At 70.6% G+C, this 19968-nt stretch carries 17 protein-coding genes and 1 riboswitch; of the genes, 5 read left to right on the top strand and 12 right to left on the bottom strand.

Going from position 1 to position 19968, the window contains the following annotated elements:
* Positions 1-42: 42 nt before the first annotated feature.
* Positions 43-221, top strand: a riboswitch (cyclic di-AMP (ydaO/yuaA leader).
* A gap of 2 nt (positions 222-223) precedes the next feature.
* Both JGS22_RS16005 and JGS22_RS16000 read left to right on the top strand, forming a co-directional pair.
* On the top strand, positions 224-1441 hold the full coding sequence (locus JGS22_RS16005; RefSeq protein ID WP_211041210.1) for a peptidoglycan DD-metalloendopeptidase family protein: 1218 nt from the start codon (positions 224-226) through the stop codon (positions 1439-1441).
* Positions 1442-1619: 178 nt separating this feature from the next.
* The gene (locus tag JGS22_RS16000) at positions 1620-2780 is read left to right on the top strand and encodes an alkaline phosphatase PhoX (protein ID WP_211041211.1); all 1161 of its coding nucleotides are present in this window, start codon (positions 1620-1622) and stop codon (positions 2778-2780) included.
* A gap of 203 nt (positions 2781-2983) precedes the next feature.
* Here the strand turns inward: JGS22_RS16000 and ppdK are convergent, their stop codons facing one another.
* The 6 genes from ppdK to JGS22_RS15970 all read right to left on the bottom strand — a co-directional run bounded on the left by ppdK (position 2984) and on the right by JGS22_RS15970 (position 10839).
* Entirely contained in the window at positions 2984-5719 is a 2736-nt protein-coding gene (gene ppdK, locus JGS22_RS15995; protein WP_211041212.1) for a pyruvate, phosphate dikinase, read from the bottom strand.
* 513 nt (positions 5720-6232) lie between these two features.
* Positions 6233-7369: a tRNA dihydrouridine synthase DusB gene (gene dusB / locus JGS22_RS15990; RefSeq protein ID WP_211041213.1), complete on the bottom strand. Its 1137-nt coding sequence runs from the start codon at positions 7367-7369 to the stop codon at positions 6233-6235.
* A 163-nt stretch (positions 7370-7532) separates the two neighbouring features.
* Positions 7533-7964: a Fur family transcriptional regulator gene (locus tag JGS22_RS15985; RefSeq protein ID WP_308405695.1), complete on the bottom strand. Its 432-nt coding sequence runs from the start codon at positions 7962-7964 to the stop codon at positions 7533-7535.
* Between the two features lie 88 nt (positions 7965-8052).
* The gene (locus JGS22_RS15980; RefSeq protein ID WP_211041215.1) at positions 8053-8958 is read right to left on the bottom strand and encodes a metal ABC transporter permease; all 906 of its coding nucleotides are present in this window, start codon (positions 8956-8958) and stop codon (positions 8053-8055) included.
* On the bottom strand, positions 8955-9731 hold the full coding sequence (locus tag JGS22_RS15975; RefSeq protein ID WP_211041216.1) for a metal ABC transporter ATP-binding protein: 777 nt from the start codon (positions 9729-9731) through the stop codon (positions 8955-8957). Before JGS22_RS15975 ends, JGS22_RS15980 begins: the two co-directional genes overlap by 4 nt.
* 43 nt (positions 9732-9774) lie before the next feature.
* Positions 9775-10839, bottom strand: coding sequence for a metal ABC transporter substrate-binding protein (locus JGS22_RS15970; RefSeq protein ID WP_372454259.1), 1065 nt, complete (start codon positions 10837-10839; stop codon positions 9775-9777).
* A gap of 140 nt (positions 10840-10979) precedes the next feature.
* Between JGS22_RS15970 and JGS22_RS15965 the strand changes: the two genes are divergently transcribed.
* A complete protein-coding gene (locus JGS22_RS15965) occupies positions 10980-12362 on the top strand; it encodes a glycine--tRNA ligase (protein ID WP_211041218.1) in 1383 nt (460 codons plus the stop codon).
* Positions 12363-12613: 251 nt separating this feature from the next.
* Here JGS22_RS15965 and JGS22_RS15960 read toward each other — a convergent pair whose 3' ends face one another.
* From JGS22_RS15960 to JGS22_RS15950, 3 genes are all read right to left on the bottom strand, one after another.
* Positions 12614-13450 carry an isoprenyl transferase gene (locus tag JGS22_RS15960; protein ID WP_211041219.1) on the bottom strand — a complete coding sequence of 279 codons (837 nt, stop codon included), beginning with the start codon at positions 13448-13450 and terminating at the stop codon, positions 12614-12616.
* 88 nt (positions 13451-13538) lie between these two features.
* On the bottom strand, positions 13539-14288 hold the full coding sequence (gene recO / locus JGS22_RS15955) for a DNA repair protein RecO (RefSeq protein WP_211041220.1): 750 nt from the start codon (positions 14286-14288) through the stop codon (positions 13539-13541).
* A gap of 43 nt (positions 14289-14331) precedes the next feature.
* A complete protein-coding gene (locus tag JGS22_RS15950; protein WP_211041221.1) occupies positions 14332-14610 on the bottom strand; it encodes a protealysin inhibitor emfourin in 279 nt (92 codons plus the stop codon).
* A 251-nt stretch (positions 14611-14861) separates the two neighbouring features.
* Between JGS22_RS15950 and leuA the strand changes: the two genes are divergently transcribed.
* Both leuA and JGS22_RS15940 read left to right on the top strand, forming a co-directional pair.
* Positions 14862-16634, top strand: coding sequence for a 2-isopropylmalate synthase (leuA, locus tag JGS22_RS15945; RefSeq protein ID WP_211041222.1), 1773 nt, complete (start codon positions 14862-14864; stop codon positions 16632-16634).
* Between the two features lie 181 nt (positions 16635-16815).
* The gene (locus JGS22_RS15940) at positions 16816-17502 is read left to right on the top strand and encodes a zinc ribbon domain-containing protein (RefSeq protein WP_211041223.1); all 687 of its coding nucleotides are present in this window, start codon (positions 16816-16818) and stop codon (positions 17500-17502) included.
* Between the two features lie 63 nt (positions 17503-17565).
* Here JGS22_RS15940 and era read toward each other — a convergent pair whose 3' ends face one another.
* The 3 genes from era to JGS22_RS15925 all read right to left on the bottom strand — a co-directional run bounded on the left by era (position 17566) and on the right by JGS22_RS15925 (position 19882).
* The gene (gene era / locus JGS22_RS15935; RefSeq protein WP_211041224.1) at positions 17566-18504 is read right to left on the bottom strand and encodes a GTPase Era; all 939 of its coding nucleotides are present in this window, start codon (positions 18502-18504) and stop codon (positions 17566-17568) included.
* Between the two features lie 213 nt (positions 18505-18717).
* Entirely contained in the window at positions 18718-19071 is a 354-nt protein-coding gene (locus JGS22_RS15930; RefSeq protein ID WP_211041225.1) for a cytidine deaminase-like protein, read from the bottom strand.
* Complete coding sequence (locus JGS22_RS15925) at positions 19064-19882, bottom strand: hypothetical protein (protein WP_211041226.1); 819 nt, start codon at positions 19880-19882, stop codon at positions 19064-19066. Before JGS22_RS15925 ends, JGS22_RS15930 begins: the two co-directional genes overlap by 8 nt.
* Positions 19883-19968: the final 86 nt, after the last annotated feature.

Raw genomic sequence — 19968 nt, 5'->3', positions numbered from 1 at the left:
GGAGGTCTCTCAGCCGGGAACGCCGAGTCCTGCCGCCCGGCTCGAGGGAAAGCGCCCAAACGAAGTGGCAGGAGCGGGGGAACCAGGTAAGTGCCGCGCCGCAGTTCGCTGCGTCCGGCTTGGGGTGAAGCCACACCCGGTACGTACTGGTACCGGTCGGTGGCCGGGCATCTCCAGCCCGAATCCGACAGCTCACCTCGTAGGCGTGGGAGAGGAAACTTCTATGTCTCGTGGCCGTCATCGCCGCCAGCGCATCAACCGTATTACCCGCAACGTCACCCGCGTCTCCCTCGCCATCACCGCCGGTGGTGCGGGGATCGCGCTGCCCATGGTCGGAGCGAGCACCGCGAGTGCCGCCCCGGTCTCCGTCTGGGACAAGGTCGCCGAGTGCGAGAGCGGCGGCAACTGGTCCATCAACACCGGAAACGGTTTCTTCGGTGGCCTCCAGTTCCAGCAGTCCAGCTGGGCCGCCGCCGGTGGCACCCAGTACGCCGAGCGTGCCGACCTGGCCACCAAGGACCAGCAGATAGCCGCCGCCGAGAAGCTGCTCGAAATGCAGGGCCCGGGTGCCTGGCCGGTCTGCGGCGCCCGCGCCGGCCTCTCCTCCGGCAGCGGTGCTCCGGACATCAACCCCGGCGGCGAGAAGAAGCAGGAGACCCCCGAGAAGGAGGCTCCCGCCGAGGCCAAGCCGGAGCCGAAGCCCCAGGGCGAGACTCCCAAGGCCGAGAAGCCCGCCCCGAAGAAGGACAGCGGAGCTGCCTCGTACACCGTCATCGACGGTGACACCCTGCACAACATCGCGGTCGCCAAGCAGGTCGACGGCGGCTGGGAGTCCCTGTACGAGGGCAACAAGGAGACCGTCGGCGAGAACCCCGACCTGATCTTCCCGGGTCAGAAGCTTTCCGTGGACGGCACCTCGCAGGACGCCCCCGCCAAGCCGAAGGCCGACGCCCCGAAGGCCGACGCCCCGAAGCAGGAGGCGCCGAAGCAGGACAAGGCCGAGAAGCCCGCCGAGCAGACCACCACCCAGACCGGTTCGGGCTTCTCCTCCCCGGTCGACGCCGCCCTCTCCACCCCCTACCGGGCCTCCGGTGGCATGTGGTCCAGCGGTTACCACACCGGCGCCGACTTCTCCGCCTCGACCGGCACCCCGGTCAAGAGCGTCACCACCGGCACCGTGGTCTCCGCCGGCTGGTCCGGCTCCTACGGCAACGAGGTCGTCATCAAGCACGACGACGGTCGCTACAGCCAGTACGCCCACCTCTCCTCGCTGTCGGTCAGCTCCGGCCAGCAGGTCAGCGGTGGCCAGCAGATCGGTCTCGTCGGTTCCACCGGCAACAGCACGGGCCCGCACCTGCACTTCGAGGTCCGCAGCGGTCAGGGCTACGGCTCGGACATCGACCCGATCGCGTACCTGCGCGGCAACGGCGTCAACCTCTGAGGACGCCACCAGGGCCGCACCGGCCCCGGTAGTCACTGATGTGAACCGGCCATGCCAGCAACGGCATGGCCGGTTCACTCGTTGTTGGAGCGCCCTCCACCCGGAAGTCCTAGCCTCCGAGGGACGACCTCCGGCCGCCGCTGGGCACCGGAGCACTACGACCCGGGTGAGGCCTCAGGTGGAACGTCGTACCTTTCTGCGCGGCGCGGTGATCAGCGGCACGGCCATGGCCTTCGGCGGGACCCTGATGCGCGGAGCCGCCCACGCGGCCCCCGCCCGGCCCGGGGTCGGCCCGTACGGACCGCTCGGCGCCGCCGACAGCAACGGCATCCGGCTCCCCGAGGGCTTCACCTCCCGACTGCTCGCGTCCACCGGCCAGGTGGTGCCCGGCACGTCGTACACCTGGCACCGGGCTCCCGACGGCGGTGCCTGCTTCGCGGACGGCGAGGGCTGGATCTACGTCTCCAACTGCGAGGTCAACCCCGGCGGCGGCGCCGGCGCACTGCGTTTCGACGCGGACGGCACCGTCACCGACGCGTACCCCGTCCTCACCGACACCCGCCAGAACTGCGCCGGCGGCGCCACCCCGTGGGACACCTGGCTCTCCTGCGAGGAGGTCGACCGCGGCTTCGTGTACGAGACCGACCCGCGGGGCGAGCGGGAAGCCGTGCGCCGCGACGCGATGGGCCGCTTCAAGCACGAGGCCGCCGCAGCGGACCCGCAGCGCGAGGTCGTCTACCTCACCGAGGACGAGGGCGACGGCTGCTTCTACCGCTTCGTGCCGGACAGTTGGGGCGACCTGTCCGCCGGCACCCTCCAGGTGCTCACCGCCGGTTCGGGCACCAGCGGCACCTTCGGCTGGTCCGATGTGCCCCAGCCGGACGCACCGGTGGTGCGGACCCGCCACCAGGTCGGCGCCGCCAAGCACTTCGACGGCGGCGAGGGCTGCCACTACGCGAACGACACCGTCTGGTTCACCACCAAGGGCGACAACCGCGTCTGGCGCCTCAACACGGCAGACAGCACCTTCGAGTTGACCTACGACGCCGACCTCGTCGAGGAGGGCGACGCACCGCTCACCGGCGTCGACAACATCACCGGATCCTCCTCGGGCGACCTCTTCGTCGCCGAGGACGGCGGCAACATGGAGATCTGCCTGCTCACCCCGGACGACGTGGTCGCCCCCTTCCTGCGCATCGAGGACCAGTCCGGCTCGGAGATCTGCGGTCCCGCGTTCTCTCCGGACGGCACCAGGCTCTACCTCTCCAGCCAGCGCGGCACCAGCGGCAGTTCGTCGGGCGGGCTGACGTACGAGGTCACCGGCCCCTTCCGCAGCTGACCGACGGGCGCTCCCGCCCACGCCGTACGCCGCACCCGCCCGTCCCCGGCCCGCCGGCCCGTACCACCGAAGACGGGCCGGCGGGCGCACCGCACATGCGCCCACCGACCCGCCCTCTGCAACCCGGGGCCACCGCCGACGTCGAGGGTCGGGGTGTCGGCAACGGCCCCGGAGGTTTCACCCCACGACGCGGACCGCGGCCGTCAGGCCGACCCGCGCGCCGCCGCCCGCCCGGCCTCCAGCCGTGCGACCGGGATGCGGAAGGGCGAGCACGAGACGTAGTCGAGACCGACCTCGTGGAAGAAGTGCACCGACTCGGGGTCGCCCCCGTGCTCGCCGCAGACCCCGAGCTTCAGATCGGGCCGGGTGGCCCGCCCGTCCGCCACCGCGTCCTTGACCAGCTTGCCGACGCCGTCCCTGTCGATGGTCTCGAACGGGGAGACCCCGAAAATCCCCTTCTCCAGGTAGGCGGTGAAGAAGCTCGCCTCCACGTCGTCCCGGCTGAAGCCCCAGACGGTCTGCGTCAGATCGTTGGTGCCGAAGGAGAAGAAGTCCGCCGACTCGGCGATCTGGCCCGCCGTCAGCGCGGCCCTGGGCAGCTCGATCATGGTGCCGAGGGTCAGTTTCAGGTCGACGCCGGTGGCCTCCTCGACCTCCGCGATGACCTTCTCCGCCTCGTCCCGAACGATCTCCAGCTCCTGCACGGTCCCGACCAGCGGAATCATGATCTCCGCACGCGGGTCGCCCTTGGCCGCCCTGCGCTCGGCCGCGGCCTCGGCGATCGCCCGCACCTGCATGGTGAACAGGCCCGGGATGACCAGACCCAGCCGTACGCCCCGCAGACCCAGCATCGGGTTCTGCTCGTGCAGCCGGTGCACGGCCTGGAGCAGCCGCAGATCGTTCTCGTTGTGGTCCTTGCGGGACTCGGCCAGCGCCACGCGTACGGACAGCTCGGTGATGTCCGGCAGGAACTCGTGCAGCGGCGGGTCCAACAGCCGCACAGTGACCGGGAGTCCGTCCATCGCCTCGAAGAGCTCCTTGAAGTCGCCCTTCTGCAACGGCAGCAGTGCCGCCAGCGCCTCCTCCCGCTCCCGCTCGGCGTCGGCGAGGATCAGCCGCTCGACCAGCTCGCGCCGTTCACCGAGGAACATGTGCTCGGTGCGGCACAGTCCGATGCCCTGCGCGCCGAACCGGCGTGCGCGGGAGGCGTCCTCGGCGTTGTCGGCGTTGGCCCGCACCCGCAGCCGGCGGACCCGGTCCGAGTAGGCCATGATCCGGTGGACGGCCTGGACCAGCTCGTCGGCGTCCTCCGCGCCGGCGTGCACCCGGCCCTCGAAGAACTCCACCACCGGCGAGGGCACTACCGGCACCTCTCCGCGGTAGACCTTGCCGGTGGAACCGTCGATGGAGACGACGTCGCCCTCGTCGATGACGAGGCTGCCCCGGCCGTCGGCGCCGTGCGCGGTCAACTGCCTGCGCTTGGTGTCGACTTCGAGGTCCTCAGCGCCGCAGACGCAGGTCTTGCCCATGCCCCGGGCGACCACGGCGGCGTGCGAGGTCTTACCGCCCCGCGAGGTCAGGATGCCCTCGGCTGCGATCATCCCGTCCAGATCGTCGGGGTTGGTCTCCCGGCGGATCAGGATGACCTTCTCGCCCGAACGCGACCACTTGATCGCGGTGTAGGAGTCGAAGACCGCCTTGCCGACAGCGGCGCCCGGCGAGGCGGCGATGCCGCGCCCGATCTGCTCGGCCTCGGCGTCGAGGTCGAAGCGCGGGAACATCAGCTGGGCGAGCTGCGCGCCGTTGACGCGCTGGAGCGCCTCGGCCTCGTCGATCAGCCCCTGGTCCACCAGCTGGGTCGCGATCCGGAACGCTGCCGCGGCGGTCCGCTTGCCCACTCGGGTCTGGAGCATCCACAGCTTGCCGCGCTCGATGGTGAACTCGATGTCGCACAGGTCCTTGTAGTGCGTTTCGAGCGTCTCCATGATCTGCATCAGCTCGTCGTAGGACTTCTTGTCGAGCGTCTCCAGCTCGGCGAGCGCGACCGTGTTGCGGATGCCCGCGACGACGTCCTCGCCCTGCGCGTTCTGCAGGTAGTCGCCGTACACGCCCTGCTGGCCGCTGGCCGGGTCGCGGGTGAAGGCGACGCCGGTGCCGGAGTCCGGACCGAGGTTGCCGAAGACCATCGAGCAGACGTTCACGGCCGTGCCGAGGTCGTGCGGGATGCGCTCCTGGCGCCGGTAGAGCTTGGCGCGGTCGCCGTTCCACGAGTCGAAGACCGCGCGGATCGCCAGGTCCATCTGCTCGCGCGCGTCCTGGGGAAATCCGCGGCCGGTCTCCCTGGAGACGATGCCCTTGAACTCCTCGACCAGGGACCGCAGATCGGCGGCGTCCAGCTCCACGTCCGTGACGACGCCCTTGGCCCTCTTGGACTCCTCCAGGGACTCCTCGAAGAGCTCGCCGTCGACGCCGAGCACGGTCTTGCCGAACATCTGGATCAGTCGCCGGTAGGAGTCCCAGGCGAACCGCTCGTCGCCGGCCTGCCCGGCCAGTCCCACCACGGACTCGTCGGAGAGACCGATGTTGAGAACGGTGTCCATCATGCCCGGCATCGAGAACTTCGCCCCGGACCGTACCGAGACCAGCAACGGGTCGTCGGCCTGGCCGAGTTGCTTGCCCATCCGCCGCTCCAGGGCGTCGAGATGGGCACCGACCTCCTCGCGCAGAGCGACGGGCTCCGCACCGGAGTCGAGGTAGACCTTGCAGGCCTCGGTGGTGATGGTGAAACCGGGGGGCACAGGGAGGCCGAGATTGGTCATCTCGGCGAGGTTGGCTCCCTTCCCGCCGAGGAGGCCCTTCAGCTCCTTGTTGCCCTCCGTGAAGGCGTACACGAACTTCGGTGCGTTCGCGGTTACGTGTGGATCTTTGTTTTCCGACACGGGACTCGTCTCCTCGTGGACGGCTGCCCTGACGGCGGGGAGCGTACCCAGATCGAAGGCTGCCGAGCACGGGTAACCGCACGTCAGCTGGTCTGAACCACCCGTCCGCCAGGAGATCGAAAGCAAAGGCTCGTTCAAGTCGACGCGAAGGGTGTTTTCAATTCTTGAATTCACCGCTGCGGGACGTCACTGAGGCGCGGGCTTCGACGACGCAGAGCCACTTCGATCTTCATTTCCCGCAGACAAACCGCCTGGCACTCCGTGCCGCTCGTTGGAGAGCCATAACTCCCAGAGGAGCGCTCACCTGAGCGCATACCTGATCAATCGTGGCGAGAATCACCTCTTGACGGGCATTGAGTCCCATCATCCGGACCCGGTCCGGCTCACCACGGCCGACGCCGACGGACGCCGACGGACGCCGATGAACACAGAGCGGGTACAGCCGGGACTCACACCTGGCACGCAGTGCAGCATTCACGCTGCGGCGGAAATCACTCTCCGTGTCCGTCCGCCTCAGCCGCCGGAGGTGTCCAGCTCCGCGTCGGCGGCGACGGCCGTGCGCTCGTAGGGGTCTTTCAGCCAACCATCGGGCAGGACCACCCTGTTGCGCCCCGAGGTGCGTCCCCGCGGTCCGTCGGCGCCGCTCGGCCACTGCTGGTCGAGGTCCAACTCCTCCAGCAGCGAGCGCAGTTCGTCCAGCGATCCCGACACCGCGAGCCTGCGGCGCATCTGCGATCCGACCGAGAACCCCTTGGTGTACCAGGCGACGTGCTTGCGGAAGTCGATCACTCCGCGCGCCTCGTCTCCCAGCCACTCCCCCAGCAGCCGTGCGTGCCTGACCATGACGTCGGCGACCTCCCGCAGCGTCGGCCGGGCGTAACCGGCCTCGCCCCGGCCGTCGAATGCGGCCACCAGGTCGCCGAAGAGCCACGGCCGCCCCAGGCAGCCCCGACCCACCACGACACCGTCGCAGCCGGTCTCGCGCATCATCCGCACTCCGTCGGCGGCGGACCAGATGTCGCCGTTGCCCAGGACCGGGATCTCCGGCACGGACTCCTTGAGCCGCGCGATGGCGTCCCAGTCCGCGGTGCCGCCGTAGTGCTGCGCCGCCGTGCGGCCGTGCAGGGCGATCGCGTCGACGCCCTCCGCCACCGCGATGCGGCCGGCGTCCAGGTAGGTCAGATGGTCGTCGTCGATGCCTTTGCGCATCTTCATCGTCACCGGCAGCCCGCCCGCTCCCGCCACGGCCTCCCGCAGGATGTCGCGCAGCAGGTTGCGCTTGTACGGAAGCGCCGACCCGCCGCCCTTGCGGGTGACCTTCGGCACCGGGCAACCGAAGTTGAGGTCGATGTGGTCGGCCAGGTCCTCCTCGGCGATCATCCGCGCGGCCTTGCCGACGGTGGCCGGGTCGACGCCGTAGAGCTGAATGGAGCGGGGGCTCTCGCCGGCGTCGAAGTGGACGAGCTGCATCGTCTTCTCGTTCCGCTCCACCAAAGCCCTGGTGGTGATCATCTCGCTGACGAACAGCCCTCTGCCGCCGCTGAACTCGCGGCACAGCGTACGGAACGGCGCGTTGGTGATCCCGGCCATCGGCGCGAGGACGACCGGCGGCGAAACGGTGTGCGGGCCGATACTGAGCTGCTGCGACATGGGGCGTGAGTCCTGGGGTGCGGAAGAGGCGGCGTGGACGGTCGCGGCCCGCGAAACGGGCCGACCTCCCATTGTCCCCCAACCGCCGATCGACCCCGCCCGCCCGGGCAGCGCCGCAGCGCGAGGCCCGGCGCACGGCTCAGGGAACGGCCCGGCGCACGGCTCAGCGACGGCGCTTCGTGACCTCGGTCTTCGCGCAGTCGCCGCAGGTGCCGAAGATCTCCACCGTGTGCGCGACCTCGACGAAACCGTGCTCGGAGGCGATGGAGTCCGCCCACTTCTCCACGGCCGGCCCTTCGACCTCGACGGCTCGGCCGCAGCGGCGGCAGACCAGATGGTGGTGGTGGTCGTCGGTGCTGCAGCGCCGGTAGACCGACTCGCCCTCGTCGGTGCGCAGCACATCGACCTCGCCGGCGTCCGCGAGCGACTGCAGGGTGCGGTAGACCGTTGTCAGACCGACCGAATCGCCGCGGTGCTTGAGCATGTCGTGCAGTTCCTGCGCGCTGCGGAACTCCTCGACCTCGCTCAGCGCCGCGGACACCGCGGCACGCTGCTTGGTCGCACGGCCTCGGACGGGGGGACCTGCGGTCGCCACCATTGCCTCCTTCGGACACGTAACGCTGCGCTGAAGCTCGCCTGGACGCGCCATTGTGCCAGGTGCGCGGCGCTCGACGGCCCCCGTCTCACGGCGCGCTGGGTGTACTCCCGCTCGCCGTCTTCTCCAGCACGACTCCGTCGGCCGGCTCGGCGCTCTCCTGCCGGGCCGCGATCCTGGCGCGGCGCCGGGTCAACGGTACGGCTGCCAGCGTCACCAGCGCGAACACCGCGATGGCCAGCAGCACGATGCTCGCGCCCGGCGGTACGTCGGCGTGGTACGAGACCACCGTCCCGGAGAGCGCGACCGCCACACCGACGCCGATCGAAGCCGCGAGTGTCGCCGCGAACCCGCGGGTGACCTGCTGGGCGGCGGCGACCGGGATCACCATCAACGCACTGATCAGCAGCAGTCCCACTACCCGCATCGACACCGTCACGGTGACCGCCGCGGTGACCGCGAGCAGCAGGTTCAGCAGCCGCACCGGAAGGCCGGTGACACGGGCGAACTCCTCGTCCTGGCAGACCGCGAACAGCTGCCGCCGCAGCCCGAGGCAGACCGCGAGGACGAACATCGACAGGACCACGATCGCCCCGAGGTCCTCCACCGAGACGGTGGTGATGGAGCCGAAGAGGAAGGTGTTCAGCTTTCCGGTGGAACCGCCCGGCGCCATGTTGATGATCATCACGCCGCCGGCCATGCCGCCGTAGAAGAGCATCGCCAGCGCGATGTCACCGCGCGCCTTGCCGTACCAGCGGACCAGCTCCATGGCGACGGCGCCGAGCGAGGAGACCAGTACGGCCGTCCACACCGGGTTGCTGCTCAGCAGGAAGCCGAGCGCCACACCGGTCAGCGCCACATGGCCGATTCCGTCGCCCATGATGGCCTGCCGGCGCTGCACCAGGTAGATGCCGACCGCCGGAGCAGCAATGCCCACCAGCAGCGCGGCCAGCAGCGCACGCTGCATGAACGGGTAGTCGAGAAGTTCGATCATGTCAGCAGACCCGTCTCGATCTTGGGGGCCTCCGCGGCGCCCGGCAGCCGGCCCGCCGCGTCCAGCGGATGGCAGGCCAGGTCGTGCAGCTGCTCGGGATGCTCCACGCGCTCCACGCGTCCCGAGCGCAGGACGACCGTGCGGTCGATCACCGGGGCGAGCGGGCCGAGTTCGTGCAGGACCAGCAGTACCGAGCTGCCCCTGGAGACCTCCTCGCTCAGCGCGTCGGCGAGGATTTGCTGGCTGGCAAGGTCGACGCCGGCCAACGGCTCGTCCATGATCAGGAGTTCGGGTTCACCGGCGAGCGCACGGGCGATCAGCACCCGCTGGTGCTGGCCGCCGGAGAGCTCGTCGACGGAGTCGCCGGCGCGGTCCGCGAGGCCCACGAGGTCCAGCGCACGGGCCACCGCGGTCCGGTCGGCCCGCCCGAGCGGACGCAGTCCGCGCCGTGCGAGACGCCCCGCCGAGACGACCTCCCGCACCGTCGCGGGCACCCCGGCGGTGGCGGTCGACCGCTGCGGTACGTAGCCGACCCTGCGCCACTGCCGGAAGCGGCGCAGCGGCTTGCCGAAGAGCTCCAACTCGCCCCCGGTCAGCGGCACCTGCCCGACTGCGGCGCGCACCGTGGTGGACTTCCCGGAGCCGTTTGCCCCCAGGAGCGCGACGACCTCGCCGCCGACCACCTCGAGGTCGATCCCGCGCAGCACGGGGCGGGCGCCGAGCGCGGCGCACACACCGCGCAGCGCCATCACTGGGTTGCCGGTCGCACTCATCGCTGCCTCCTTGTCGGGGTCTCGCGGCTCTTCGGGAGCCGGCTCATTCGGCGCCGAGCGCCTTCTGCAGCGCGGCGAGGTTGGCGCGCATGACCTCCAGGTAGTTCTTTCCCCTGGACTCCTTGGTGATCCCCTCGACGGGGTCGAGGACGTCCGTCTTCAGCTTCAGGTCGCCGGCGAGCGATTTGACCGTCCGGTCGCTGGCGATCTGCTCGAAGAAGACGGTGTTGACCTTCTCCTCGCGCACGATGCCGTGCAGCTCCTTCATCCGGGCCGGGCTCGGCTCCGACTCGGGGTCCAGGCCCGCGACGGACTCCTCGTCCAGCCCGTAGCGGTCGGCGAGGTAGCCGAAGGCGGAGTGGGTCGTGACGAAGGTGCTGGTCCTGGTCTTCTTCAGACCGTCGCTGAACTCCTTGTCCAGAGTGCGGAGTTCCTTCGCGAGCGCACTGGTGTTGTCGGCGTAGTCGTCGGAGTTGTCCGGGTCGGCCTCGGCCATGGCCTTGCCGACGCCCTCGGCCACCTCTGCGTACTTCACCGGGTCGAGCCAGACGTGCGGGTCGAGCGGGCCGTGGTCGTGGCCCTCGTGGCCGCCCCCGTCGTGCTCCTCGTCGCCGGGGTCGTGATCGTCGTGATCGTCGTGATCGTCGTGATCGCCGTGATCGCCGTGATCGCCGTGATCGTCGTGATCGCCGTGATCGCCGCCGTGGTCGTGGTCGTCGCCGGACTCGGAGAGCTTGGTGTGCTCGGTCGCCTCGACGACGTGCTCCGCGCCGGACTGGTCTATCGCCTCGTCGACGGCGGGCTGGAGCCCCTTGAGGTAGACGATCATGCCGGCCTCGCTCAACCGGCCCGTCTGCTTGGCGTTCAGCTCCAGGTCGTGCGGCTCGACGCCGGGCTCGGTGAGTGTCTCGACGGAGACATGGTCCCCGCCTATGCGCTCGGCGAGGAACTGCATCGGATAGAAGGAGGCGACCACGCTCATCCTGCCATCCTCGGTCGTACCGCTGCCTCCCTCCCCGCAAGCGGTCAGGGAGAGGACGCCGAGAGCCGTTGCTCCGGCGACCGTGGCGGATATGAGAGGGCGGCGGCGAGCGTTCATGACAGTCATTTTCAGCGCAAATGGAAACGGTTGTCAACTTTGCCGGTCGGGCCCCCCTTCCCGACGGACCGCCCCCGGAACCGATTTGGTCCACGCCCCTCACACGCCGGTAATCTGGAGTATTCCGTCGTCGTACTGAAGAGAGCACCGTGGCCGCCGACAAGATCGACACCATCGTCAGCCTCAGCAAGCGCCGTGGCTTCGTCTACCCCTGCAGTGAGATCTACGGCGGCCAGCGCGCCGCCTGGGACTACGGTCCGCTGGGGGTGGAGCTGAAGGAGAACATCAAGCGCCAGTGGTGGCGCTCGATGGTCACCTCCCGCGAGGACGTGGTCGGCATCGACTCCTCGGTGATCCTGGCGTCAGAGGTCTGGCAGGCATCCGGGCACGTCGCCACGTTCACCGATCCGCTCACCGAGTGCACTTCCTGCCACAAGCGGTTCCGCGCGGACCACCTGGAGGAGGCGTACGAGGCCAAGCACGGCCGTCTCCCGGAGAACGGCCTGACCGAGATCAACTGCCCGCACTGCGGCAACAAGGGCACGTTCACCGAGCCCAAGCAGTTCTCCGGCCTGCTGTCCACGCACCTCGGCCCGACCCAGGACTCCGGCGCCGTCGCCTACCTGCGTCCCGAGACCGCCCAGGGCATCTTCACCAACTTCGCCCAGGTGCAGCAGACTTCGCGCAAGAAGCCGCCGTTCGGCATCGCCCAGATGGGCAAGTCCTTCCGGAACGAGATCACTCCGGGCAACTTCATCTTCCGGACCCGGGAGTTCGAGCAGATGGAGATGGAGTTCTTCGTCAAGCCGGGCGAGGACGAGCAGTGGCACGAGTACTGGATGGAGCAGCGCTGGAACTGGTACCGCGACCTCGGTATCCAGGAGGCGAACATCCGCTGGTACGAGCACCCCAAGGAGAAGCTCTCCCACTACTCCAAGCGCACCACCGACATCGAGTACCGCTTCAGCTTCGGCGGCAGCGAGTGGGGCGAGCTGGAGGGCGTCGCCAACCGCACGGACTACGACCTCACCTCGCACTCCAAGGCGTCCGGCCACGACCTGGCCTACCTCGACCAGGAGGCCGGCGAACGCTGGACCCCGTACGTCATCGAGCCGGCGGCCGGTCTGGGGCGCGCGATGCTGGCGTTCCTGCTGGACGCCTACATCGAGGACGAGGCGCCGAACGCCAAGGGCAAGCTGGAGAAGCGCAACGTGCTTCGCCTCGACCCGCGGCTCTCCCCGGTGAAGGTCGCCGTACTGCCGCTCTCCCGCAACGAGCGGCTGTCGCCGAAGGCACGCGGTCTGGCCCAGGCCCTGCGCCGGCACTGGAACGTCGACTTCGACGACGCCGGCGCGATCGGCCGCCGCTACCGCCGCCAGGACGAGATCGGCACGCCGTTCTGCGTGACCGTCGACTTCGACACCCTGGACGACAACGCGGTCACCGTGCGCGAGCGCGACACCATGAAGCAGGAGCGCGTCTCGCTCGACCAGATCGAGGGCTACCTGGCCGGTCGTCTGATCGGCTGCTGAGCACCGGCCGTCCGGGTCGTTCGAGAGCGACCCGGACGGCCGCAACGGCGAAGGGGCCGGTGCGGACCGCGAGTTCGGGTCCGCACCGGCCCCTTCGCCGTGCCCCGGCGCAAGGACGACGTCCGGGCCGGGGGCGCCTCCCGGGCCGGGGGCGCCTTCCGGGCCGGACCGACCTCCGGGCCGACCGCCGCCCGGTCGGGGCGTACGCCTTCTCGACGGGGCGTACGGGCCCCTGGGCTCGGCTCAGCCGCTCAGCCCCGGGGCTGCACCGACTGGGCCACCTCGTTCGGCACCGCACCGCCGAAGCGGCGGTCGCGCGAGGCGTACTCCACGCACGCGCGCCACAGATCGCGTCGGTCGAAGTCCGGCCAGAGCACGTCCTGGAAGACCATCTCGGCGTAAGCGGTCTGCCAGAGCAGGTAGTTGGAGGTCCGCCGCTCGCCGGAGGGCCGCACGAAGAGGTCGACGTCCGGCATGTCCGGGTAGTAGAGGTAGCGCGCGAAGGTCTTCTCGTCGACCTTGTCCGGGTTGAGGCGCCCCGCGCGCACATCGGCGGCGAGCGCCGCGGCGGCGTCGGCGATCTCCGCGCGACCGCCGTAGTTGACGCAGAAGTACAGCGTCGTCCCGGTGTTGTGCTTGGTCTGCTCCTGCGCCACCTGGAGCTCCTTGACCACGGACTTCCAGAGCCTGGGCATCCGGCCGACCCAGCGGATGCGGACGCCCATCGCGTCCATCTCGTCGCGGCGGCGGCGGATGACGTCCCGGTTGAAGTTCATCAGGAAGCGCACCTCGTCCGGCGAGCGCTTCCAGTTCTCGGTGGAGAAGGCGTAGAGCGAGAGGTTCTTGACGCCCAGCTCCAGGCAGCCCTTGAGGACGTCGAGGACGACCGCCTCGCCCATCTTGTGGCCCTCGGTGCGAGGCAGCCCGCGTTCCTTGGCCCAACGGCCGTTGCCGTCCATCACGATCGCCACATGGTCCGGCACCAGCTCGGCGGGCAGCTCGGGCGGACGGGCACCCGAGGGGTGCGGTTCGGGGACGACGTAACCGTCCGTCGCGCCTTTCGAGGCGGTGGTTCCGCGACGGGCCATGCGGTTCATCAACTCCATTGAGTGAGGCGGGACACCGCACGGCAGCTGCCGTGCGGTGCGGTGTGAGGGAGAAGCCGAGACTAACCGGTCAGCCCTTCTCGACGTACCGCAGGGAGCGCAGCCCCCGCTCCAGATGCCAGTGGAGATAGGCCGAGACCAGCCCGCTGCCCTCGCGCACATGTCTGGGCTCGGCGGCGTCGGCGGCGGGCCAGTCACCCGTCAGCAGGGCGCCCAGCAGCCGCACCGCCTCGGCGGAGGGGACGACGCTGCCCGGCACCCGGCACTGGGCGCACACCACACCGCCCGCGGCCACCGAGAAGAACCGGTTGGGCCCGGGCATCCCACAGCGGGCGCAGGCGTCGAAGCTGGGCGCGTAGCCGCCGACGGCCAACGAGCGCAGCAGGAAGGCGTCCAGCACCAGCCCGGGGGCGTGCTCGCCGGCGGCGAGCGTGCGCAGTCCGCCGACCAGCAGCAGGTACTGCTGGACGTTCGGCTCGCCCTCCTGGTCGGTGAAGCGCTCCGCGGTCTCCAGCATCGCCGTACCGGCCGTGTACCGCGCGTAGTCGCTCACGATGCCGCGGCCGTACGGCGCGATGGTCTCGGTCTGGGTGCACAACGGCAGCCCGCGGCCGACGAGTTCGCTGCCCCGCGCGAAGAACTGCACGTCCACGTGGGAGAACGGCTCCAGCCGTGCGCCGAACTTCGACTTCGTGCGCCTCACCCCGCGCGCCACCGCACGCACCCGGCCGTGACCGCGGGTGAGCAGCGTGATGATGCGGTCGGCCTCGCCCAGCTTCTGGGTGCGCAGCACGATGCCGTCGTCGCGGTACAGGCTCATGCCGCCATTGTCCCGTGTCGCTGCCCGGCCCCTCGGCGAGCCCCTACGGCCGTCGGTCCACGGGAAGCTGTCTGCCCTCCTTGAGCACTCTGGCGACGACGGTCTGCTGGGCGTCGGTGAGCCGGGGATCGGCGCAGTGGCGGGCGGTGCCCTCGGCCTCGATCTCGTAGTGGAAGCCGTCCGGCACCCCGATCGGGCGCTCCGCCCGGCCCTCGGCGAGCGCGGTGCGGACCAGCGCGGCGAACTCGCCCTCCGCGGTCTCCAGCTCCGCACGGCGTGCGATTCCGCCGAAGCCGCCGGTCCGCCTGACTGAGATACGCATACCGCCCTCCTTCCCTCCGCTCGACGGGCGACCCGTCCCTCGAGCGGCAGAAATTCCACGGTCTCGCATACTGATACGTACGCCGCGTCCCACCGGCCGCTGGGCTACTCTGCGGACATCATGCGATTCGGGCTGCTTCTCCTTAGCCGCCGCGGCGAGGGCCTGTAGACACACGGCCGACCCCCTCCCCGCGGAGTTCGGTGCTGCCGCCGTCGGCCGGTGACGCAACCTCCGCGACAGGAGCACCGCAGATGACCAGCGAGCCCGTGCACGGCCCCGTATCCCGCCGTACCCCGCTGACCGCGAGCACCACCCGCCAGCGCCCCTCCGGCATGCCGATCCACCGCTACACGCCGTACGAGGCCGTCGAGATCCCCGACCGCACCTGGCCGGACCGGCGCATCACCAAGGCGCCGCGCTGGCTGTCGACCGACCTGCGGGACGGCAACCAGGCCCTGATCGACCCCATGTCGCCCGCGCGCAAGCGCCGGATGTTCGATCTGCTGGTGCGGATGGGCTACAAGGAGATCGAGGTCGGCTTCCCCTCCTCGGGCCAGACCGACTTCGACTTCGTTCGCTCCATCATCGAAGAGGACGCGATCCCCGAGGACGTCACCATCTCGGTGCTCACCCAGGCCCGCGAGGAGCTGATCGAGCGGACGGTGGAGTCGATCGTCGGCGCCCACCGGGCCACAGTGCACCTGTACAACGCGACGGCCCCGACCTTCCGCCGGGTGGTCTTCCGCGGCAGCAGGGACGAGGTGAGGCAGATCGCCGTGGACGGCACCCGACTGGTCACCGACTACGCGCAGAAGCTGCTGGACGACCGCACCGCCTTCGGCTACCAGTACAGCCCGGAGATCTTCACCGACACCGAGCTGGACTTCGCCCTTGAGGTCTGCGAGTCGGTGATGGACGTCTGGCAGCCCGAGGACGGCCGCGAGATCATCCTGAACCTGCCCGCCACCGTGGAGCGTTCGACCCCCTCCACGCACGCGGACCGCTTCGAGTGGATGTCCCGCCGGCTGAGCAGGCGCGAGCACGTGTGCCTGTCCGTCCACCCGCACAACGACCGCGGCACCGCTGTGGCCGCCGCGGAGCTGGCGGTGATGGCGGGCGCGGACCGGGTCGAGGGCTGCCTCTTCGGCCAGGGCGAGCGCACCGGCAACGTCGACCTGCTGACGCTCGGGATGAACCTGTTCTCCCAGGGCGTCGACCCGGAGATCGACTTCTCGCAGATCGACGAGGTCCGCCGCACCGCCGAGTACTGCAACCAGATGGAGGTCCACCCGCGCCACCCCTACGCCGGCGACCTCGTCTACACCGCCTTCTCCGGCTCCCACCAGGACGCCATCAAGAAGGGCTTCGACGCCCTGCAGGCCGACGCCGAGAAGCAGGGCAGGCCGGTGGCGGACGTCACCTGGGAGGTGCCGTACCTGCCCATCGACCCGAAGGACGTGGGCCGCTCCTACGAGGCGGTCATCCGGGTCAACTCCCAGTCCGGCAAGGGCGGTGTGGCGTACGTACTCAAGACCGAGCACAGTCTGGACCTGCCGCGCCGGATGCAGGTGGAGTTCTCCCGCACGATCCAGGCGCGCACCGACGCCGAGGGCGGCGAGGTGGACGCCGGTCAGATCTGGGAGATCTTCCGCGACGAGTACCTGCCCAACCCGGACAACCCCTGGGGCCGGATCACGCTGCGCTCCGCGCAGGCGGAGACCACCAGCGAGGGCCACGACACCCTCACGGTGGAGGCCGTGGTGGACGGCGGGGAGACGGTGCTCCAGGGCACCGGCAACGGCCCGATCTCCGCGTTCTTCAACGCCCTGGCCGGCAACGGCATCGACGTGCGGCTGCTGGACTACGTCGAGCACACCCTGAGCGAGGGCGCGAGCGCCCAGGCCGCCTCGTACATCGAGTGCGCCATAGACGGCCAGGTTCTGTGGGGCGTCGGCATCGACGCCAACACCACCCGCGCATCGATCAAGGCGGTCGTCTCGGCCGTCAACCGCGCGAACCGGTGAGGTGAACGCGCCGAGCCGGGCTGAATGACAACGTCGCAGCTCACAGCCGATGCGGTGGCCCCGCTCCGTCGTCAACGACGGGCGGGGCCACCGCATTTGTCCGCCCACGGTGCTGACGTGATCTCACGTCTGTGGTTAACATCACGTCGGCAATGGTGCCGGGCATTACGGAGGTGCGGGCGTGAGCAGGGTGCGCGTGGCGGGAGTGCGTACAGCGTGGACGACCGTGGAGGACGGCGAGTTCTTCTGCCCTGCCTGCGGGGGCGATCGCAACTACGAACTCCGCACCGGACGCCGGAGGTTGACCGTGCTGCGGGTGCCGCTGCTGCCCAGGGGCACGACCGGTCCGACGGCGGTGTGCAGCTCCTGCGAGAGTCACTTCGAGCCGTCTGCCCTCCAGCAGCCCACCACCACGCAGCTGGGGTCGCTGCTGCGGGACGCGGTGCACGCCGTGGCCCTCTCGGTGCTGGGCGCCGGCGGCGCGGGCTCGCGCACAGCGCGTGACGCAGCGGTCGGCTGGCTGCGGAACACCGGCTTCGCCAGTTGCGACGAGGAGCAGCTGCTGATCCTCCTGGCCGCTCTGGACGCCGACCGGGCCGAGCCGGAGCACATCACCGAGCGGCAGGCCGCGCCGTACGCGACCGGTCTCACCAGCGAGCGGGAGCTGCGCGCCGTGCTGGCGCCGCTGGCACCGCACCTGGAGAGCGGCGGACGGGAGGGCCTGCTGCTGGAGGGTGCGTGCATCGCGCTCGCCGACGGGCCGTACGAGGCCGCGGAGTTGGCCGTACTGGCCGTGGTGGGCGACGCGCTGCGCATCCCGGCCGAGGACGTCGACCGGCTGCTCGCCGCCGCACCCGAGCGCAGCTGAGCGCGCCCGGGGCGCCGCTGGACGCCGTGGAGCCGCCCGGGGGTCCGGGAAGCGTCGAGCCGCTCAGAAGCCCAGTCGGCGCAGCTGCTTGGGGTCTCGCTGCCAGTCCTTGGCGACCTTCACGTGGAGGTCGAGGTAGACGGGGGTGCCGAGCAGCGCCTCGATGTGCTTGCGGGAGCGCGAGCCCACCTCCTTGAGCCGGCTGCCCTTGGGGCCGATCACGATGCCCTTCTGGCTGGGCCGCTCGATGTAGAGGTAGGCGTGGATGTCCAGCAGCGGCTTGTCCTGGGGGCGGTCCTCCCGGGGCAGCATCTCCTCGACGACCACGGCGATGGAGTGCGGCAGCTCGTCGCGCACGCCCTCCAACGCGGCCTCCCGGATCAGCTCGGCGACCATGACCTGCTCGGGCTCGTCGGTGAGGTCGCCGTCCGGGTAGAGCGGCGGAGACTCGGGCACCAGCGGCACCAGGAGGTCGCAGAGCAGCTGGACCTGCTCGCCGTTGACCGCCGACACCGGCACGATCTCGGCCCAGTCCACACCGACGTCGCGGCCCAGCTTGTCGACCGCGATGAGCTGCTCGGCCAGCGCCTTGGAGTCGACGAGGTCGGTCTTGGTGACCACCGCGATCTTCGGGGTGCGCTTCTTCAGCTTGGCCAGCTCGGCCGCGATGAACCGGTCGCCGGGCCCGATCTTCTGGTCGGCGGGCAGGCAGAAGCCGACCACGTCCACCTCGGCCCAGGTGGTGCGGACCACGTCGTTGAGCCGCTCGCCGAGGAGCGTACGGGGCTTGTGCAGCCCGGGGGTGTCCACCAGGACGAGCTGGGCCTCCGGTCGGTGGACGATCCCGCGCACCGTGTGCCGGGTCGTCTGCGGACGGTTGGAGGTGATCGCGACCTTCGTCCCCACCAGTGCGTTGGTCAGGGTCGACTTGCCCGCGTTGGGACGGCCGACGAAACAGGCGAAGCCAGCGCGGTGCGGTGCTGTGGAGGAGGGAGCGCTCATGCCCTCATTCTCACCGATGTTCCGGACCGCTCCGACCGTCGCCCGACGTTCCCGCCCGCTTCCGGGAGCCACGCGGTGGCCGACCCGCGGGCCGCAGGCGCGCGGACCGCAGGTCGGGCCGGGGTCGCGGGAGTTCCGGGCGGCGTCACAGCGGATTCGGCCGGGCCGCGCGGAATCGCTCGGGCCGCGTGGGGATCGGTCGGGCCGTGGGGATCAGCCGGCGGCGAGGCGCGCGCGCAGCTCGCCGTCCGGACCGGCCAGCAGCACCGGTGTACCCGAGCCGCCCAGCTCGCCGACGGCCGCCAGGTCGGTCGCCGCCACTCCGTCCGCCTCGGAGACCACCGCGGCTGCCTCCAGCGAGGTCGCGCCGGAGGCAGCGGCCATGGCGACCGCCGTCTGGAGCGCGCTCAGCGGCAGCGAGGCTAGCGCGACGGTGCCCGCCACGTACGTACGCCCGGTCTCGTCCCGCACCGCGGCCCCCTCCGGCACGGAGTTGCGGGCCCTGGCGCTGCGCGCCAGGGTGACGATCTTCCGGTCTTCCGGGTCCAGGTCCTGCGCGTCAGTCATGCGGACGAGGATACGGGTCCGGATACGGGTCGCCGTTGAGCCGGGTGACGTCGGGGAAGCTCCCGGTGGGCTCCGGGGTGCCGTCCGAGACGACCTCGCCCAGCTTGTCCACGGCCGTGCGCACCAGCGGTCCGATGCCGGTGGCGTCCTCGTCGTCCACGCCGGCCTGTGCCAGGTGCACGCCGGCCGAGCCGAGCCGTACCGACACCACGTCGGCCAGCACCGTGGCCTCCTCGTCCCCGGGCCCCTCCCGCACGAAGCGCAACGCGACGCTCTCGTCCCCGAGTTCGGGCATCCGCAGCCGCTCGGCGGTGTAGCCGACCCGGGTCCGGTCGTGCGACGGGCCCTCCTCCACCTCGAAGCTCTCGCACTCCTCGGCGGCCTCCCGAAACTCCTCCAGCGCCTTCTGAGCCGCCTCCGCGTTGCGCCAGCTGTGTGCCCTGGCGACGACGAACGGGCCGACCTCGGTGCGCGCGAAGCGGTTCTCGGCCCGCTCGTCGGCAGGCTTGTCGAAGAGCGAACTGCACTGCCGCCCAGCCGGTTCGGGCACTCCGATACCGCGTTCCTCCGCCGCCTTCGCGGTGTCGGGGGCCCAGCCGGACGGCAGGTCGCCGATGTCCAGCAGCGCGAGTTCGAGGTCGTCCCCGCCCAGGCGCTCGGCCGCCCCCACGGCGGGGCTACCGCTCTCCGCCGCTCGCCCCGGTCCCGTGCCCGCGACGGGTCCGACCGCCCCGCTGCCGCAGCCGACGGCCAGCAGACCGAGCGCGACGGCGGCGGCAAGAAGGGCTGCGGACCGCGGCGTGGTGTTCATCCCCTCATGGGGCCACCGGGCGCCTGGCGGGGCTACTGCCGTGCGACTGCTCGGGTGAACCCGGCCCGGTTCGGCACCCGGTGCTC

This window comes from Streptomyces tardus, assembly GCF_018101125.2.
Classification (GTDB): domain Bacteria; phylum Actinomycetota; class Actinomycetes; order Streptomycetales; family Streptomycetaceae; genus Streptomyces; species Streptomyces tardus.
This window is presented reverse-complemented; position numbering and strand designations above follow the sequence as displayed.

Coding starts and splice junctions, on each gene's coding strand:
- era (WP_211041224.1), bottom strand. CDS start 18,504: ATGAGCGCTCCCTCCTCCACAGCACCGCACCGCGCTGGCTTCGCCTGT.
- JGS22_RS16005 (WP_211041210.1), top strand. CDS start 224: ATGTCTCGTGGCCGTCATCGCCGCCAGCGCATCAACCGTATTACCCGC.
- JGS22_RS15960 (WP_211041219.1), bottom strand. CDS start 13,450: ATGGCCCGTCGCGGAACCACCGCCTCGAAAGGCGCGACGGACGGTTAC.
- leuA (WP_211041222.1), top strand. CDS start 14,862: ATGACCAGCGAGCCCGTGCACGGCCCCGTATCCCGCCGTACCCCGCTG.
- JGS22_RS15975 (WP_211041216.1), bottom strand. CDS start 9,731: ATGAGTGCGACCGGCAACCCAGTGATGGCGCTGCGCGGTGTGTGCGCC.
- recO (WP_211041220.1), bottom strand. CDS start 14,288: ATGAGCCTGTACCGCGACGACGGCATCGTGCTGCGCACCCAGAAGCTG.
- JGS22_RS15930 (WP_211041225.1), bottom strand. CDS start 19,071: ATGACTGACGCGCAGGACCTGGACCCGGAAGACCGGAAGATCGTCACC.
- JGS22_RS15925 (WP_211041226.1), bottom strand. CDS start 19,882: ATGAACACCACGCCGCGGTCCGCAGCCCTTCTTGCCGCCGCCGTCGCG.
- JGS22_RS15980 (WP_211041215.1), bottom strand. CDS start 8,958: ATGATCGAACTTCTCGACTACCCGTTCATGCAGCGTGCGCTGCTGGCC.
- dusB (WP_211041213.1), bottom strand. CDS start 7,369: ATGTCGCAGCAGCTCAGTATCGGCCCGCACACCGTTTCGCCGCCGGTC.
- JGS22_RS15970 (WP_372454259.1), bottom strand. CDS start 10,839: ATGACTGTCATGAACGCTCGCCGCCGCCCTCTCATATCCGCCACGGTC.
- JGS22_RS15950 (WP_211041221.1), bottom strand. CDS start 14,610: ATGCGTATCTCAGTCAGGCGGACCGGCGGCTTCGGCGGAATCGCACGC.